Origin of the sequence: Gordonia sp. IITR100 (assembly GCF_002009645.1) — a bacterium.
Taxonomy (GTDB): Bacteria; Actinomycetota; Actinomycetes; order Mycobacteriales; family Mycobacteriaceae; genus Gordonia; species Gordonia hongkongensis.
The window spans coordinates 462,629-477,470 of the sequence record NZ_MVKV01000001.1; the positions used below are offsets into that span (position 1 = coordinate 462,629).

Consider the following 14,842-nt stretch of genomic DNA (forward strand, 5'->3'; position numbering starts at 1 on the left):
GGATTGGTGAACGCCGAACTCACTGCGTCATTGCTCTGGCTGATCCCGGCTCTGCCGCTCCTGGGTGCGGCGATCCTCCTTCTCGGTGGTCGCGCCACCGACCGTTGGGGGCATCTGCTCGGGACGGGCCTCGCGATCGCGTCGTTTGCGGTGGCGCTGATCATGTTCACCGGCATGGTGTCCCGATCTGCTGACGACCGCGTCATGTCGGACGTCCTGTTCAGTTGGGTACCGGTGGGCGAGCTCCAGGTCGACTTCGGGTTTCTCCTCGACCAGCTGTCGATGTGCTTCGTCCTGCTGATCACCGGCGTCGGCTCGCTCATCCACGTCTATTCGATCGGCTACATGCAGCACGATCCAGATCGTCGCCGGTTCTTTGCCTACCTCAACCTGTTTCTCGCGGCCATGCTCGTTCTGGTCCTGGCCGACAACTACCTGGGTCTCTACCTCGGTTGGGAAGGCGTCGGACTCGCGTCGTACCTGCTGATCGGTTTCTGGCAGCACAAGCCGTCGGCGGCCACCGCGGCCAAGAAGGCATTCGTCGTCAACCGGGTCGGCGACATCGGGCTCGCTGTCGCCCTGATGATCATGTTCGCCGCCTTTGGCTCGGTGGCCTTCACCGCGGTGTTCGACGGTGCTTCCCAGGCAGGCGAGACGACACTCACCGCACTGGGTTTCGTGCTGCTTCTCGCCGCATGCGGCAAGTCGGCGCAGGTGCCGCTGCAGTCGTGGCTGGGCGACGCGATGGAGGGCCCGACGCCGGTGTCGGCGCTGATCCACGCCGCGACCATGGTGACCGCCGGCGTCTACCTCATCGTGCGCTCGGGCCCGATCTTCGACCTCGCCCCCGCCGCCCAGGTCGGGGTCGTGGTCGTCGGCGCGGTCACCCTGTTGTTCGGTGCCGTCATCGGTTGCGCGAAGGACGACATCAAGAAGGCGCTCGCCGCGTCGACGATGAGCCAGATCGGGTACATGGTGCTGGCCGCCGGGCTCGGTCCGGCGGGTTATGCGTTCGCCATCATGCACCTCCTCACCCACGGGTTCTTCAAGGCGGGGTTGTTCCTCGGTGCGGGTTCGGTGATGCACGGGATGAACGACGAGACCGACATGCGTCGCTACGGCGGACTGCGCGCCCTCATGCCGATCACGTTCGTCACCTTCGGCGTCGGGTATCTCGCGATCATCGGTGTGCCGCCGTTCGCGGGCTTCTACTCGAAGGATCACATCATCGAGGCCGCGTTCGGAGCGGGTGGAGCGAAAGGTCTGATCCTCGGTGGCGCAGCACTTCTCGGCGCCGGGATCACCGCGTTCTACATGACCCGGGTCATGTTGCTCACCTTCTTCGGCGAGAAGCGTTGGCACGACGGCACGCACGCGCCGGCACCTCACCCGCACGAGTCGCCGCGTGTCATGACCGGCCCGATGATCCTGATCGCGCTCGGCTCCGTTGCATCGGGCGGCCTGCTGGCCATCGGCGGATCGCTGGAGACGTGGCTCGAACCCGTTGTCGGAGAACACACCGAGCACCATCTCGTCCCGGTGTGGGCCATGACGGCGATCATCCTGCTCGTGGTCGCCGTCGGCGTGGCTGTCGCCTACCGTCAGTACGCGACTCGACCGGTGCCGGTGACCGCGCCCGAGGACGTATCCGTGCTCACCGTCGCCGCTCGCCGCGATCTGTACGGCGACGCCGTCAACGAGGAGCTGCTGATGCGGCCGGGTCAGCGGGTCACCGCCGGCCTCGTCGCGGTCGAGTCCGACGGCGTCGACGCGCTCACCAGTGGTGTCGGTGATGCGGTGACCGGCGCGTCGCGTCGAATACGCGGGTGGCAGAACGGTTATGTCCGGTCGTATGCCTTGTCGATGTTCGCGGGTACCACCGTGATCGTGGCCCTGGTGATGGCGGTGAACGTCCTGTGAGCATCCCCTGGTTGACCATCCTCTGGGTTGCGCCCGCCGTCGGCGCGGCCCTTGTCCTCGCGGTCCCGGCGCACCGGGCGACCGCGGCGAGATGGTTCGCGCTCGTGGTGTCCGTGGCTGTCCTCGTCCTCTCGGTCGGTCTCGCGGCCGGTTTCGATCCCGGTGGGGAGCGCTACCAGTTCGTCGAAGACGTCAGCTGGATACCGGCGCTGGGTACGCGGTATGCGCTGGGGCTCGACGGCATCGGACTCGTCCTGGTGCTGCTGACCGCGGCGCTCCTGCCCCTGCTGCTCGTGGCCGGCTGGCGCGATGCCGAGTCGGCGGGCTCGCTGGACAATTCGGGTGGCCGCGCGCAGAAGGGCCCGCACATCTACCTGGCGCTGTTCCTCGCCACCGAGGCGATGGTGCTGATGAGCTTCGTCGCGCTCGACGTGCTGCTGTTCTACATCTTCTTCGAGGCGATGCTCATCCCGATGTACTTCCTGATCGGCGGGTTCGGCACCGGACCCAACCGATCGGCGGCCGCGGTGAAGTTCCTGCTGTACAACCTCTTCGGCGGACTCCTTCTGTTGGCTGCGGTGATCGGACTCTACGTGGTGACCGCCCAGGACGGGGTGGGCCCAGACGGTGGCGGGACGTTCGCGCTGCCGGACATCGCCGCAGCTGTCGCGAGCGGACAGATCGACGACTCGACCGGGTTGGCCAAACTCCTTTTCCTCGGCTTCCTGTTCGCCTTCGCGGTGAAAGCGCCGCTGTGGCCGTTGCATTCGTGGTTGCCCGACGCCGCCGTCGCCGCCACGCCCGCCTCGGCGGTGCTGATGATGGCCGTGATCGACAAGGTCGGGACCTTCGCGATGCTGCGATTCTGCATGCAACTGTTCCCGGACGCATCCCAGTACTTCGCGCCGCTCGTCTGCGGACTCGCGGTCGTCAGCATCGTCTACGGCGCGGTCCTGGCAATCGGCCAGACCGACGTGATGCGGCTCATCGCCTACACCTCCATCTCGCACTTCGGCTTCATCATCCTCGGCATCTTCGCGATGACCGACCAGGGCCAGACCGGGTCGACCCTCTACATGGTCAACCACGGGATCTCCACCGCCGCACTGTTCCTCATCGCCGGCTTCCTCGTATCACGTCGTGGGAGCACCCTGATCGCCGACTACGGCGGCGTGCAGAAGGCCGCGCCCGTCCTCGCCGGCACCTTTCTCGTCGCCGGGCTCGCCACCCTCTCGCTCCCGGGGCTGGCCCCGTTCATCAGCGAGTTCCTGGTTCTCATCGGCACCTTCACCCGCTACCCGGTGGCGGCGGTGATCGCCTGCTCGGCGCTCGTCCTGTCGGCGATCTACATCCTGTGGACGTATCAGCGGATGATGGGCGGACCGACGAAACCGGCCGGCGACCGCTTGTCGTCGATGCGGGACCTGGCGGGTCGCGAACTCGTGGTCGTCGCTCCGCTGCTCGCCCTGCTCATCGCGCTGGGGGTGTATCCGAAGCCGATGATCGACCTGATCGATCCGGCGGTACAGGCAACGCTCACCACTGTCGGCGTCGAGGCGCCGGACCCGGCCGTCGCCGAGTCTGATCCGGAGGGCAACTGATGACATCGACCACCCTCGTCGACGGTCCGATGACGCTGGCCGCCATCGACACCCCCAGCGTCGAATACGCATCTCTCGCACCGATGCTCATCGTCTTCGGCGTGGGGGTCGTCGGGGTCCTGGTCGAGGCCTTCGCGCCGCGCAGACTGCGGTATGCCCTGCAACTCTCGCTCGCACTCGGCGGGTTGGTCGTCGGATTGGGTGCCCTGATCGCGGTGGCGGTCGCGCAGACACACGATGGCGCGAACGGCGAGTTCGCGATGTCGGGTGCGGTCGTGATCGATCGACCGGCGCTGTATCTGCAAGGCCTGCTGCTGATCATCGCCGTCATCGCCGTCGGATTCATGGCCGAGCGCCGACTCGAGCGAGTGGTCGCACCGGTGACTATGCGAAGGCTCGCCGGGGTCGGCGGCGGAGACGACGCGATCACGCGTGGCGGCCCGGGCGGTGGCGGGGTGGACGCCGACATGTTCACCCCCTCGGGTGCCTCGGTACCCAACACCGATGCCGAGTTCGAGGCCACCCGCGCCGGAGCGGTGACGACCGAGGTCTTTCCCCTGGCCTTGCTCGCGGTGGGCGGGATGATGCTGTTCCCGGCGTGTGGGGACCTGCTCACGATGTTCATAGCGCTGGAGGTGTTCTCGCTCCCGCTGTATCTGCTGTGCGGACTGGCCCGGCGTCGGCGCCTCATCTCGCAGGAAGCCTCCCTGAAGTACTTTCTGCTGGGCGCCTTCTCGTCCGCGTTCTTCCTGTTCGGAGCGGCCTTCGTCTACGGCGCCACGGGTTCGCTGAACCTCTCGACGATCGGTGCGTCGATCTCGACGACCGCCGACAGCGGCGGTGACACCACGCTCGCACTCATCGGGCTGGCGCTGCTCGCCGTCGGCCTGCTCTTCAAAGTGGGTGCGGTGCCGTTCCATTCGTGGATTCCGGATGTCTACCAGGGCGCTCCGACGCCCGTCACCTCGTTCATGGCCGCCGCCACCAAGGTCGCCGCTTTCGGCGCGTTGCTCCGGGTCTTCTACGTCGGTTTCCCGGGCCTGCGTGAGCAATGGGAACCCGCGTTGTGGGCGGTGGCCATCGCGTCGATGGTCATCGCCTCGGTCATGGCGGTGACCCAGAACGACGTCAAGCGGATGCTCGCGTACTCGTCCATCGCGCACGCCGGGTTCATCCTGCTCGGCCTGATCGCCTTCGACGAGGCCGGACTCGGCGCCACGCTGTTCTACCTCGCCGCCTACGCGTTCACCACTCTCGGCGCCTTCGCCACCGTCGCCGTCATCCGCGAGCCCGACACCGACTCCAGTCCGTCCGCCCGTACAGTCGCCATCCACGGCACGGCACCGCTGCCGCGAAACCCGCACCTGTCCGGCCGCGAGGCCACCGACCTCACCCAGTGGTCGGGGTTGGGGCGCCGTTACCCGCTGGTGGGCGCCATGTTCTCGGTGTACCTGCTCTCGTTCGCAGGCATCCCGCTGACCAGTGGCTTCATCGCCAAGTTCGACGTCTTCGCCGCAGCAGCCGGTTCCGGCGGCGGCGTCCTAGTGGTCATCGGCGTCATCAGCAGCGCCATCGCCGCCTACGTCTACGTCCGCATCATCGTCGCCATGTTCTTCGACGACGTTCCCACCTCCGGCGCCCCGCACGTGGTGAAACCCAGTGTGCTGACGACGACCGGCATCGCCCTGTGCACTCTGATGACGGTCGCCCTCGGCATCTTTCCGCAACCGCTGCTCGACCTCGCCGACGCGGCAGCGGTGTTCTTGCGCTGACAGATGATCAGGAACGGATCCGTCAACGAAACGTCGACCACTGCGGAGTTGTGCAGGATCGTGCACGGTCACATATCGAGTTGGGGCATTTGGGTCCGGTATGCGACGCAGACTGCCCCCGCGTCAGGCACTATGGTCGCGCTACGTCGTCCAAACGCATCGTCCGACCTGCGGGTCTTCTCTAGCCGATGTCCCGTCTCCGTCAACGCTCAGCAAAAGACCGAGCGGCAACGGATATTGTGAGCGATCCATCAAAATAGGAGCGCCGCCAATGTCTGATCTCGACCCCCTCGGTGAGCGTCTACGCCTAATGGCGGTGTCTCAGGCAAAAGTGACCGATCACCGATCGGTTGCCGGAATCGTTCGGGTGGACGTTGATCACGCGGCGTATCAACGCGACCCAGCAGCGGCACGGTGCGGTCTCCTCGACCGCTACGTCGCCACCGCTCACGCGGACCGTGGCGGTCATGACGCGATTTCTATCGCCCTTACGAGATTCATCGTCGATTCTTCGGTCGACGTGAATGACCTGCTCGACCACGCGTTCGTGGAGTCTCGTGGCCTCCCCGGATGGATCGAGGACCGAGCGGACCGATTCCCGGTCAGCAACCGCACCGAAGGCGGAACCATCCAAGCCGGGCACTGGGTCGGCCCGGACGGACGGTCGCGGTATCTCGCGAACAAGGACGTGCTGTACCAACGAGCGAACGTCGTGTATCTGCTGCAGACTTCTGCAACCACCGCGTCCACCAGCACGACGGTGCAGGCAGGTTTGCAGGACATCGTGGTGTCAGCCCACCTCGAGGATTGAGAGCGACATGGTGACCCGGAACTCCGTTGTGTCCGATCTGGAGTCGGCCATGAACACCGTCATCCACTTCGTCGCCGATCCGGATGATGCCAGCTGGTACATGGGTGACGCCGAGCGACATACTCTCTACCTGCGTATGGGCGATTTCCCTGATGAGGAGGCGTTCTCGCTGTACCTCGGTCACGGCAGATGGGTGGACTTCTCAACTCCTCCGGCCACTTGGACGATCGCGACTCCGACACAATGGCCGCCAACTGCGCGTCCTCGGTTACCCAAAGGCGAGTTCCACGAGTGACACTCGCCCACTTCTCAGCTGAACCCTTCCCGCGTGCAACCATGCCATCCTGGAACCCGTGGATCTGATCAGGCACTTGCGGTTCTTCGTCGCCGTGGCCGAGGAGGGCCACTTCGGCGAGGCCGCTACGCGCCTGGAGATGACGCAGCCGCCGGTTTCTCAGGGTCTGCGTCGCCTGGAGAAGCAGCTGGGACTCCAGCTCATCCGACGCACCACTCGCGGCGCCGAACTCACCGATGCCGGACGCGAACTGCTTCCGCGCGCACGTCTACTCGTCGACGACGCTTCGAGATTCGTCGGCGAGGCCCGTCGGCTCCACGAGCGGACCGAGGTATTGCGTTGGGGTATCCCATCACTGGTCGGCCCGACGATCACGGCCACGCTGGCACGCCGCATCGCCGGGGTCGCGTCCGGACAGGACACGATCAGCTCCTCGACCGTCGATCTCATCGAACAGGTGTCGGCCGGGTCACTAGACCTCGCGGTTGTCGAAGCGCCCTGTGTCACCGGCTCTTTGAGCACCGGCCCGATCGTCGTCCTCAAGCGTTCGGTCGTGGTGCCTGCTTCGCATCCGACAGCGTCCGCCGACCGGCCGCGCCTGCGTCACCTGGCCGGGCTGCGCTTCTGCCACACGCCACGGTCGTTCAACCCGCCTGCGCACGACCAGCTGATCGACCGGCTCCGAGAGTCCGGCCTCGACCCGCAGCTGAATACGGTGACCTCCGCCGACCAACTGCTGGCCGCGGTCGCCGCCGGGCACGCCTTCGCGCTGACCGTCGATCGCGGTGTCCTCGCCGCGGTCGATGCCGTTCGCTGCCTGTCCGTCGGACCGGACGCCACCGCGCTGCGCCTTCGCGTCGTCTACCGCGAACCCGGCCTCAGCGAGGTGGCGGAGGTCGTCACCGCCGCCCTCTACCGGATCGGCAAAGCGACGTGAGCTCGTCGGCGCCCCTGCCCGAGTCGGTCCGCACCGAGCTCGACCGCGCTGTCCACGAGACCTTCGCCGACGCCGGCTGTTCGGGGTGCGTGCATGTTCGGACGATCGGTCCGGCGCCGGTCGAGTACTGCCACGACGCCGACACCCCGGTCGTCCTCGCGTCGGTGTACAAACTCGCGGTGCTGGTCTCCCTGTGCCGGATGGCAGATCGCGGCGACATCGATCTCACGGCGTCGATCACCATCGATCCCACCCGGTGGGCGCAGGGCCCGACCGGGCTCGCACTGTTCTCGGACCCGGTGGCCGTGTCCTGGCGTGACCTGGCCACGTCGATGATGACCGTCTCGGACAATGTCGCCGCCGACGTCATACTCGCCCACATCGGACTGCCGCAGATCCACGACGACCTGGTCGACCTCGGCCTCACGCACACCCGCATCGTCGGTGGTGTCGCCGAATCGCACGCACGTCTGCAGCGGGAGACCGGCACGAGCACCGTTGCCGAGGCGTTCGCCGCCCTGGCCGATCCCGACTTCGACGCCTCGGTCAGCGCCTACGACGCCGCCTACTCCAGTGCCGCGACACCGCGCGACTGCACGACGCTGCTCGACGCAATCTGGACCGATCGCGCAGCGTCCGCGGCGTCGTGCGAGTTCATTCGCCAGACGATGAGGAAACAGGTCTTCACCTCGCGCCTCGCTTCGGGGTTTCCGTTCCGACGGGTGAGCGTCGCGGGAAAGACGGGCACGCTCGTCGCCGTTCGCAACGAGATCGGCGTCATCGAGTTCCCCGGCGAAGTGCCGATCGCGGTCGCGGTGTTCACGATGAGCGCGAGATCCGAGATGGCGCTACCCGAGGTCGACCGCGCCATCGGAGAGGTGGCCCGCGTGATCGTCACCGAACTCCGAAGACCGGACGACTGAGCGGAAACTCGCCCAGGAACAGCGACGATAGCGAACCACTATCGGCCGATCGCGTGCCGAAACTTGGCATCGCTTCGTCCCGATGGGTTGGCTCGGGTCATGCGTCGATGGTGGGCACTGGTGAGTGCATGTGCGGTGATCGTGGGCACGGTGTCGGGTTGCTTCCTGCCCTCAGACTCACCTGAGGACGCGCTACGGTCGTTCGCGGCCGCGCTGCAGGAGGGCGATGCCACCAGGGCCGCGGCCCTCACCGATGATCCGGCCGCGGCAGGCGCGGCGATCACCGCCATGTTCGACGGCATGGGCCGCACGCCCAAGCTCTCGGTCGCGGCCGACCTGGTCGACGGCGAGGAGGTCAGTGGCACACTCGACCATCGCTGGCAGATCCGCGATCGGAGCGTCGGGTATCAGACCTCTGTCGTCCTCGCCGAGGCGGATTCCCACTGGAAGATCCGGTGGCAGCCCTCCGTCCTGCACAGGCAACTCCGTGCCGGAGAATCGTTCTCGTACAGCGATGATCGCGCCTATCGAACGCCGGTTCTCGACACCAACGATCGACCGCTCATGACCTGGCAGGCCGTCACCCTGGTCACTCTGCAACGCGCGCAGCTCGATTCGGCGGAGATGCTCGCCCGCGCCCTCCGACCCGTCGAACCCGGTATGACCGCCGCCGGTATCCGCGCGGCCTTCGCGGGCAACAATGCGCCGCAGCACACGGTGATCCGGCTCCGCGAGTCCGATCTCCGGCGCGTCCAGCGCTCGGTGGAGTCGATTCCGGGTGTCGCGCTCAGCGAGCAAGGCGCGCTGCTCAGCGCCACCAGAGCACTGCATTCGCCGGCGATGTCGGGACTCGAGGAGATCTGGCGCGAGCACATCGACGCCACGGCGGGGTGGTCCGTCCAGATCGTCGGCGCCGACGGCACACCCACGCATCTCGTCGACTCGGCGCAACCCGGTGTCACGCCACCGGTGCGCACGACCCTCGACCGCGATGTCCAGACCCGAGCACAACTCGCCGTCGACGGCGAACGACGCCCTGCCATGGTCGTGGCCATCGAACCGTCGACCGGAGGCATCGTCGCCGTCGCGCAGAACGACGCCGCCGACAGGTCGGGATCGGTCTCGCTGACCGGGCTCTACCCTCCGGGTTCGACGTTCAAGACCATCACAACCGCAGCCGCACTGGACGCCGGAGCCGTGCAACCGACGTCACAGGTCCGCTGTCCTGGCCGCACCACGATCGAAGGTCGGACGATCCCGAACGAAGACGACTTCGACCTCGGGACCGTGGCACTTCCAACAGCTTTCGCGCGCTCGTGCAACACGACGATGGGCGCCCTCGCGAACAGGCTGCCCGACGACGCGCTCACCGCCATGGCACGACGGTTCGGCATCGGCGCGGACTACACCGTTCCGGGCCTGACGACCGTCACCGGTTCGGTACCGAAGGCCGACTCGCCCGCCCTACGTGTCGAGAACGGCATCGGCCAGGGCACGGTGACCGTGAGCCCCTTCGGCCTCGCCCTGGCCGAGGCGAGCCTCGCGCGCGGCGAGACCGTTGTCCCCGGCTTGGTCCGAGGTCGACAGACGACCGGAGACATCACGCCGCAACCCATCTCGGACGACGTCGCCCGAGCGCTCCGAAGCATGATGCGCGACACGGTCACTCGTGGTACGGCCACCGCCCTTCGCGACATTCCCGGCCTCGGGGGCAAGACCGGCACTGCGGAGTACGGCAACAACGAGAACCCGCATGGCTGGTTCGCCGGCATCGTCGGGGACCTCGCGTTCGCGACGCTCGTCGTCGGAGGCGGGTCGTCCGCACCCGCTGTCGAGGTGACAGGAGAGTTCCTGCGGCCGCTGAGCGAGTGAGCAGCTTCCGCAGAGTGCGGGAACGGCACCGGATTCCGGGACGAATCCCGCACTCTGTCAACGGGTCGTCACGACGCCGGCTCGAGGTCCTTTCGGTACAGGGTCTTGCCCGACGCGTCGACCAGATCCACGCTCAGCACCTTGGTCCGACCGTCGATCGTCACCTCGCCGAAGTGTTGAAACCCCTCCGCCGGTGACACATTCGACTCGGTGGGCGCGTGGACGAATTCGTATTCGGCACCGAATGTGCTGTCCAACGGGCTCTCCGGGAACGCACCGGCGTGCAACGGGCCGGCGACGAACTCCCAGAACGGCGCGAAATCCTTGAAGCCGGCGCGGTCTGGCTCGTAGGAGATCGCGGCAGTGTAGTGGACATCGGCGGTCAGGAACACCACGTTCCGAACGTTCTTCGTCTGAGACAAGATGCGAGAGAACGCGATCTCACGACCAAGCGGATCGCCGGCATCACCCTGGGCCACCGCTTCCATTGCCTTCGGACCGTCCGGCGGTGTCGTGTTCTTGTCCGCCACGACGATGCTCAGCGGCAGGTCATTGGCGACGACCTTCCAGGTCGCCGTCGAACCCCGCAGTCCGTCGATGAGCCACTGGGTCTGTTCCGGACCGAGCAAGCCGTCGACGTTGTCCCCTGACCACGCATCGGGGTTCGGGTCCTTGTGGCTGCGCATGTCGAGGATGAAGACGTCGAGCAGCGGACCGTATGACACCCTGCGGTACAGACGATCCGAGGCACCGATCTCGACGGGCTGCCATTCCTGCCACGCCTGACGTCCGTTGCGCGCCAACACGTCGACGCGCATCTCGGTGTATCCCTCGCGGCCCTGCCCCTCGAGGCTCTCCCCGGGGAACCAGTTGTTGACGACCTCGTGGTCGTCCCACTGCACCAGCTGCGGGACTGATCCGACGAAGCGTCGGAAGTGGTCGTCGGTCAGGTTGTACGCGTAGTTTCCACGAAACTGATCGACGGTCTGCGCCACCTGCGCCTTCGCCGGACTGGTGATGTTCCGATAGGTCTTCCCGTCGTTCTGTTCCTGAGTCGCCTCGACCGGATTGTCGGCGTAGATAGCGTCGCCGGAGTGGATGAAGAACTGCGGATCACGGTCGGCCATGGTGGCGAAGATGGTCATCCCGCCCATATCGGGGTTGATGCCCCACCCCTGGCCGACCACGTCGCCGGACCACTGGAACCTGATGTCGCCGTCTCGTACCGGAGCTGTCGTGAAGATTCCGGTCGCCGGTTCGGAGAGCGCGCCGTCATCACCTTCGAAGGTGACGCGATAGTGCACGGTCTGGCCGGGCTCCAGGCCGGCCACCCGTAGTCGGCCGGTCCCGTCGCCGGCGGGCGTCACCTGCGGTCCGTGGAACTTCCGTGCAGCGTCGAAGGACTCGCTCGATGAGGTCTCGACGATCATGGTCGCCGGCCGGTCCGACCGAGCCCACACCAGCGCCCCTCCGCTGGTCACCTCGCCGGTGGCCACCCCGTGGGTGAGGACCGGCCGGTTCCTGACCAGACTCGGCGTCGCCGAACCAGGATTCGACGACCCACAGGCCGCCAGCGCGGGCCCGACCGGGACGAGGAGCGCGCCCGCGGCGGCAGTCCGCAGAATCGTGCGTCGGGACGTGGGACGGTCTGCTCGATGAGGTCGGGTCACGGGCGCCAGGGTGGCGCAGCACTTCCAATGGCTGGTGACAAATGGGTGACGAGAAGGTGTCCGTCTCCGAGCTCGGTGTCATCCGGCACGCGTGCCGCTTGACCGAATATGTCCGGTCGGCTCAGATGGACTGATGAGCGACGAACTGTTCGAGCACAAGACCAAGACCGAACTGACCCGTGAAGAGGCGGCGAAGAGGATCCACGAGCTCGCGGACGCCATCGGCCGTCACAACGAGGTGTCTTTCGTGGAGAACAACAAGACCGTCCGTGTCGACATCCCGGCGAAGGTGCAGCTGAAGATCGAGATCGAGCGGGGCGAAGACGAATCCGAGCTCGAGATCGAGATCACCTGGTAGGCAGCTCTTATCGACTGGGTACGTCAGAATCGGTGGACGCCAATGACGAGGCTGGGTTCGGTGTCTGTAGGGCCGACCGCTCGGTGCGCGTCAATCGCCAAGCGGCCACAGCGAAGGCTGCTTGACTGACGGCGTTGATCGACTGCTCGATCCATTGCAGCGAGAGAGTCTGTTCCTGACCGGCCAGTGGTCCGAGCGTGTAGGTCCCCGCCAGGCACACCGCGAGCAACGCCACCGTGCGCACATCCCGAACGCTCCACGCGTCGCGCGCGAGGGCCACGTAAAGTGCTGTCGCGCCGATGATCACGGCGATCAGAAACCAGCCGGCAATCGATGGGACCACCACTCCGACGACCGAGAGACCGACGAGCCCTAGGGCGAGTGTGAGTCTGCGAACACCCCAGGCCGCGGCGGCCAGGAGCAGGAAACCACAACCCATCAGCGGGAAGAGCGAATCGGCGAGCCGCGGGATGTCGACGATGTCCGTGGCGGCCAGGAACTTCCACGACGCTTTGGCGAAACCTCCGGCAAAGATCAAACCAGCGCCGATATATGCAGGTAGCCAGTCGGTTCGACGCGCGACCAGGAGTGCACCGAGCGCGCCGAACGCGACCGGCACGAAGTCGAACAGCGCCAGGGGGACCGTGACCTGTTCCGCGGGTGTCACCCTCGCCCCGCAGGCCGCGGTCGGCATCGGAGCACGGTCGGAACCCCGAACTTGTTCAGCATGCTGAACAATCTAGCTCGTCCGGCTCACCCGCGCCACCGGCGGGCGAAGCGTTCGTTCTGTACTCGGACGACTGGCCGGACCCGATGACGTCGACGCCCAAGACTTCAACACCACAAAGCACCGGAGAGCCATTCCTCTGAACAAACCAAATCGGTCCGACCTTCTGCGCCGGCAACCCGTGACGCCCTACGGTGCGGGTTCGCAGTTGTGAGCTTTACGGAATCGAGGATCTATGCGCGCCCGACACTTTTCCCTGACTGTTGCTGTCATTGCGATACTCGCGGCCAACTCCGCTTGCAGTCCCGCCGAACAGGAGACGGAGTCGCCAGAGCCCACACGTTCGGTCACCGAGGACGCGCTATCGACAACGACCGAAGTGACGACCTCACTGCTTCCAGGGACTACTGCCGAGCGCACTACCGGTGCTCCTCCGCCGACCGTCGACGAGGCGTCGATCATGCCGAACGTCGTGTGTATGAGTTTGCAGGATGCACAGAATGCTATTCAGTCCGCGGGAGTCTTCTTCTCGCGTAGTGAGGATGCCACCGGTCGCGGGAGGTCGCAGCTGGTCGACAGTAATTGGATCGTTGTCAGTCAAACACCTACCCCCGGTACACCTTTCTCCGAAGGGGAAGCGGTTCTCTCCGCAGTCAAGATCGGCGAACCCAACCCGTGTTGACCAGTGCTGCACACTTGATTCGCCTTACTGCTGTGACCGGACTGGCCCTGCTCGCGTTGACCGGCTGCGCCACCGATCGATCAACGACAGTCGAATCCAGTACACCCACCGCCGTCACGTCGGCGGCTTCCTTGAGTGAAAGCAACTCGCTGGCGCCGCCGCCGTCGCGTTCCCCCGTCTCAACGACCGCCGTCGCCCCAACAATTGCTCCCCCCGTAGTTCCCGTCGTCGCCGAAGGCGCGGAGTGCGGCCCGCGCGGAGCAACCGCGCAGTTCTCGGATGGCGCCATGGCTTACTGTTCACGCCTCGCCGGCACCGACGGTGCCGTTTGGTCTCGCTCGCCCGGTGTCGCACCGAATCCGGGCCTGCCAACGACGCCTGTTGGGCCGTCTGCGGGAGACCGCTGTATCGGCGCGGACACCGGACGCACCGCGATAGACGCTAATGGGAACTCGATCATCTGCGACAACTACCAATGGCGACTCGACACCGGCCAGGAACCCAGCCATCCGTGGGCTGATGAGCAACAGGAATGGGCCGAATGTCTCGAGACGAACAGTGTCGAGCGATGCCGTGAGATCCACGGCAACTGAACCAGTCCTCGTAACCGTTCGACCGGCCCATGCGATCGCGCAGGATGCTCCTCCGCGCCGCAACATCCAAGTGTTCCGCTCACCATGATGCAGAACGTCGTCGTTCTCGATGCTCCTCGCTACCTTCGTCGGCAACCGCACCGTCGAAGGAGCACCATGACCGAGACCGCCACCCGCCTCAACGACGTGGACATTGCCGCCGTCGGCCAACTGGTGGAAGCGATTCAGGACGACGCCGGCAAGGCCCAGACGACGTGGGCCGCGCATGTCCAGTGGAACGGTTCGTTCGCGTCGGCGGCACGGATACGCGACTTCCCGCCGGTCCCGTCCGACGAGCCCGCTGCGCTCGGCGGCGGCGACACGGCACCAAACCCGGTCGAACAGCTCCTCGGCGCGTTGGGCAACTGCCTGGCCGTCGGTTACGCCGCGAACGCCACTGTGGCGGGCATCGAACTCAAGGATCTGCGAGTCGATCTGAAGGGCGACGTCGACCTGCACGTCTTCCTCGGACTGGCGGAGGGACATGCCGGATTCGGATCGATCACCGCGAGAGTCACCATCAATTCCGACGCCCCGCGCGAGAGGCTCGATGAGCTGCACGCCAAGGTCCAGGCCAGTTCACCGGTCGGGCACACCCTCGCGAACGCGGTGCCGGTGGAGATCGTGTTGAACTGACGCCGA

Annotated in this window: 15 protein-coding genes; 12 read left to right on the plus strand and 3 right to left on the minus strand. The window is 66.1% G+C overall.

Annotated features, from left to right (window positions below; translation table 11 throughout):
• Positions 1 to 6: 6 nt before the first annotated feature.
• From nuoL to nuoN, 3 genes are read left to right on the plus strand one after another with little or no spacing between them, the layout of a single operon-like run.
• Complete coding sequence (gene nuoL, locus B1818_RS02270) at positions 7 to 1,920, plus strand: NADH-quinone oxidoreductase subunit L (protein WP_078111822.1); 1,914 nt, start codon at positions 7 to 9, stop codon at positions 1,918 to 1,920.
• The gene (locus B1818_RS02275) at positions 1,917 to 3,521 is read left to right on the plus strand and encodes an NADH-quinone oxidoreductase subunit M (RefSeq protein ID WP_078111823.1); all 1,605 of its coding nucleotides are present in this window, start codon (positions 1,917 to 1,919) and stop codon (positions 3,519 to 3,521) included. The genes nuoL and B1818_RS02275 overlap by 4 nt, the downstream gene beginning before the upstream one ends.
• Positions 3,521 to 5,293, plus strand: a complete 1,773-nt coding sequence (gene nuoN / locus B1818_RS02280) for an NADH-quinone oxidoreductase subunit NuoN (RefSeq protein ID WP_078111824.1) — start codon at positions 3,521 to 3,523, stop codon at positions 5,291 to 5,293. Before B1818_RS02275 ends, nuoN begins: the two co-directional genes overlap by 1 nt.
• Before the next feature lie 307 nt (positions 5,294 to 5,600).
• Here nuoN and B1818_RS24345 read toward each other — a convergent pair whose 3' ends face one another.
• The gene (locus B1818_RS24345) at positions 5,601 to 5,762 is read right to left on the minus strand and encodes a hypothetical protein (protein WP_240198502.1); all 162 of its coding nucleotides are present in this window, start codon (positions 5,760 to 5,762) and stop codon (positions 5,601 to 5,603) included.
• A 12-nt stretch (positions 5,763 to 5,774) separates the two neighbouring features.
• Between B1818_RS24345 and B1818_RS24130 the strand changes: the two genes are divergently transcribed.
• The 5 genes from B1818_RS24130 (at position 5,775) to B1818_RS02305 (ending at position 10,131) form a co-directional block, all read left to right on the plus strand.
• The gene (locus B1818_RS24130) at positions 5,775 to 6,104 is read left to right on the plus strand and encodes an LpqN/LpqT family lipoprotein (RefSeq protein WP_254859543.1); all 330 of its coding nucleotides are present in this window, start codon (positions 5,775 to 5,777) and stop codon (positions 6,102 to 6,104) included.
• A 49-nt stretch (positions 6,105 to 6,153) separates the two neighbouring features.
• Complete coding sequence (locus tag B1818_RS02290; protein ID WP_240198446.1) at positions 6,154 to 6,399, plus strand: hypothetical protein; 246 nt, start codon at positions 6,154 to 6,156, stop codon at positions 6,397 to 6,399.
• Positions 6,400 to 6,457: 58 nt separating this feature from the next.
• Entirely contained in the window at positions 6,458 to 7,336 is an 879-nt protein-coding gene (locus B1818_RS02295; protein WP_078111827.1) for a LysR family transcriptional regulator, read from the plus strand.
• Positions 7,333 to 8,259 (plus strand): serine hydrolase, encoded by a 927-nt coding sequence (locus B1818_RS02300; RefSeq protein ID WP_078111828.1) that lies wholly within the window; start codon positions 7,333 to 7,335, stop codon positions 8,257 to 8,259. The genes B1818_RS02295 and B1818_RS02300 overlap by 4 nt, the downstream gene beginning before the upstream one ends.
• Before the next feature lie 99 nt (positions 8,260 to 8,358).
• Positions 8,359 to 10,131, plus strand: coding sequence for a penicillin-binding transpeptidase domain-containing protein (locus tag B1818_RS02305; RefSeq protein ID WP_078111829.1), 1,773 nt, complete (start codon positions 8,359 to 8,361; stop codon positions 10,129 to 10,131).
• 68 nt (positions 10,132 to 10,199) lie between these two features.
• On the opposite strand, the gene B1818_RS02310 is transcribed toward B1818_RS02305, so the two are convergent.
• Positions 10,200 to 11,801, minus strand: a complete 1,602-nt coding sequence (locus tag B1818_RS02310; RefSeq protein ID WP_078111830.1) for an alkaline phosphatase — start codon at positions 11,799 to 11,801, stop codon at positions 10,200 to 10,202.
• Between the two features lie 133 nt (positions 11,802 to 11,934).
• Here B1818_RS02310 and B1818_RS02315 point away from each other — a divergent pair, with 133 nt between their 5' ends.
• Positions 11,935 to 12,159 (plus strand): amphi-Trp domain-containing protein, encoded by a 225-nt coding sequence (locus B1818_RS02315; protein WP_078111831.1) that lies wholly within the window; start codon positions 11,935 to 11,937, stop codon positions 12,157 to 12,159.
• Between the two features lie 7 nt (positions 12,160 to 12,166).
• On the opposite strand, the gene B1818_RS02320 is transcribed toward B1818_RS02315, so the two are convergent.
• Positions 12,167 to 12,853, minus strand: coding sequence for a hypothetical protein (locus B1818_RS02320; RefSeq protein WP_139362969.1), 687 nt, complete (start codon positions 12,851 to 12,853; stop codon positions 12,167 to 12,169).
• A 493-nt stretch (positions 12,854 to 13,346) separates the two neighbouring features.
• Between B1818_RS02320 and B1818_RS24350 the strand changes: the two genes are divergently transcribed.
• The 3 genes from B1818_RS24350 (at position 13,347) to B1818_RS02330 (ending at position 14,836) form a co-directional block, all read left to right on the plus strand.
• Entirely contained in the window at positions 13,347 to 13,568 is a 222-nt protein-coding gene (locus B1818_RS24350; RefSeq protein WP_265967254.1) for a PASTA domain-containing protein, read from the plus strand.
• Positions 13,569 to 13,600: 32 nt separating this feature from the next.
• Positions 13,601 to 14,161 carry a hypothetical protein gene (locus tag B1818_RS23885; protein ID WP_139362970.1) on the plus strand — a complete coding sequence of 187 codons (561 nt, stop codon included), beginning with the start codon at positions 13,601 to 13,603 and terminating at the stop codon, positions 14,159 to 14,161.
• Positions 14,162 to 14,317: 156 nt separating this feature from the next.
• Positions 14,318 to 14,836 (plus strand): OsmC family protein, encoded by a 519-nt coding sequence (locus B1818_RS02330; RefSeq protein WP_078111834.1) that lies wholly within the window; start codon positions 14,318 to 14,320, stop codon positions 14,834 to 14,836.
• The last annotated feature ends 6 nt before the right edge of the window (positions 14,837 to 14,842 follow it).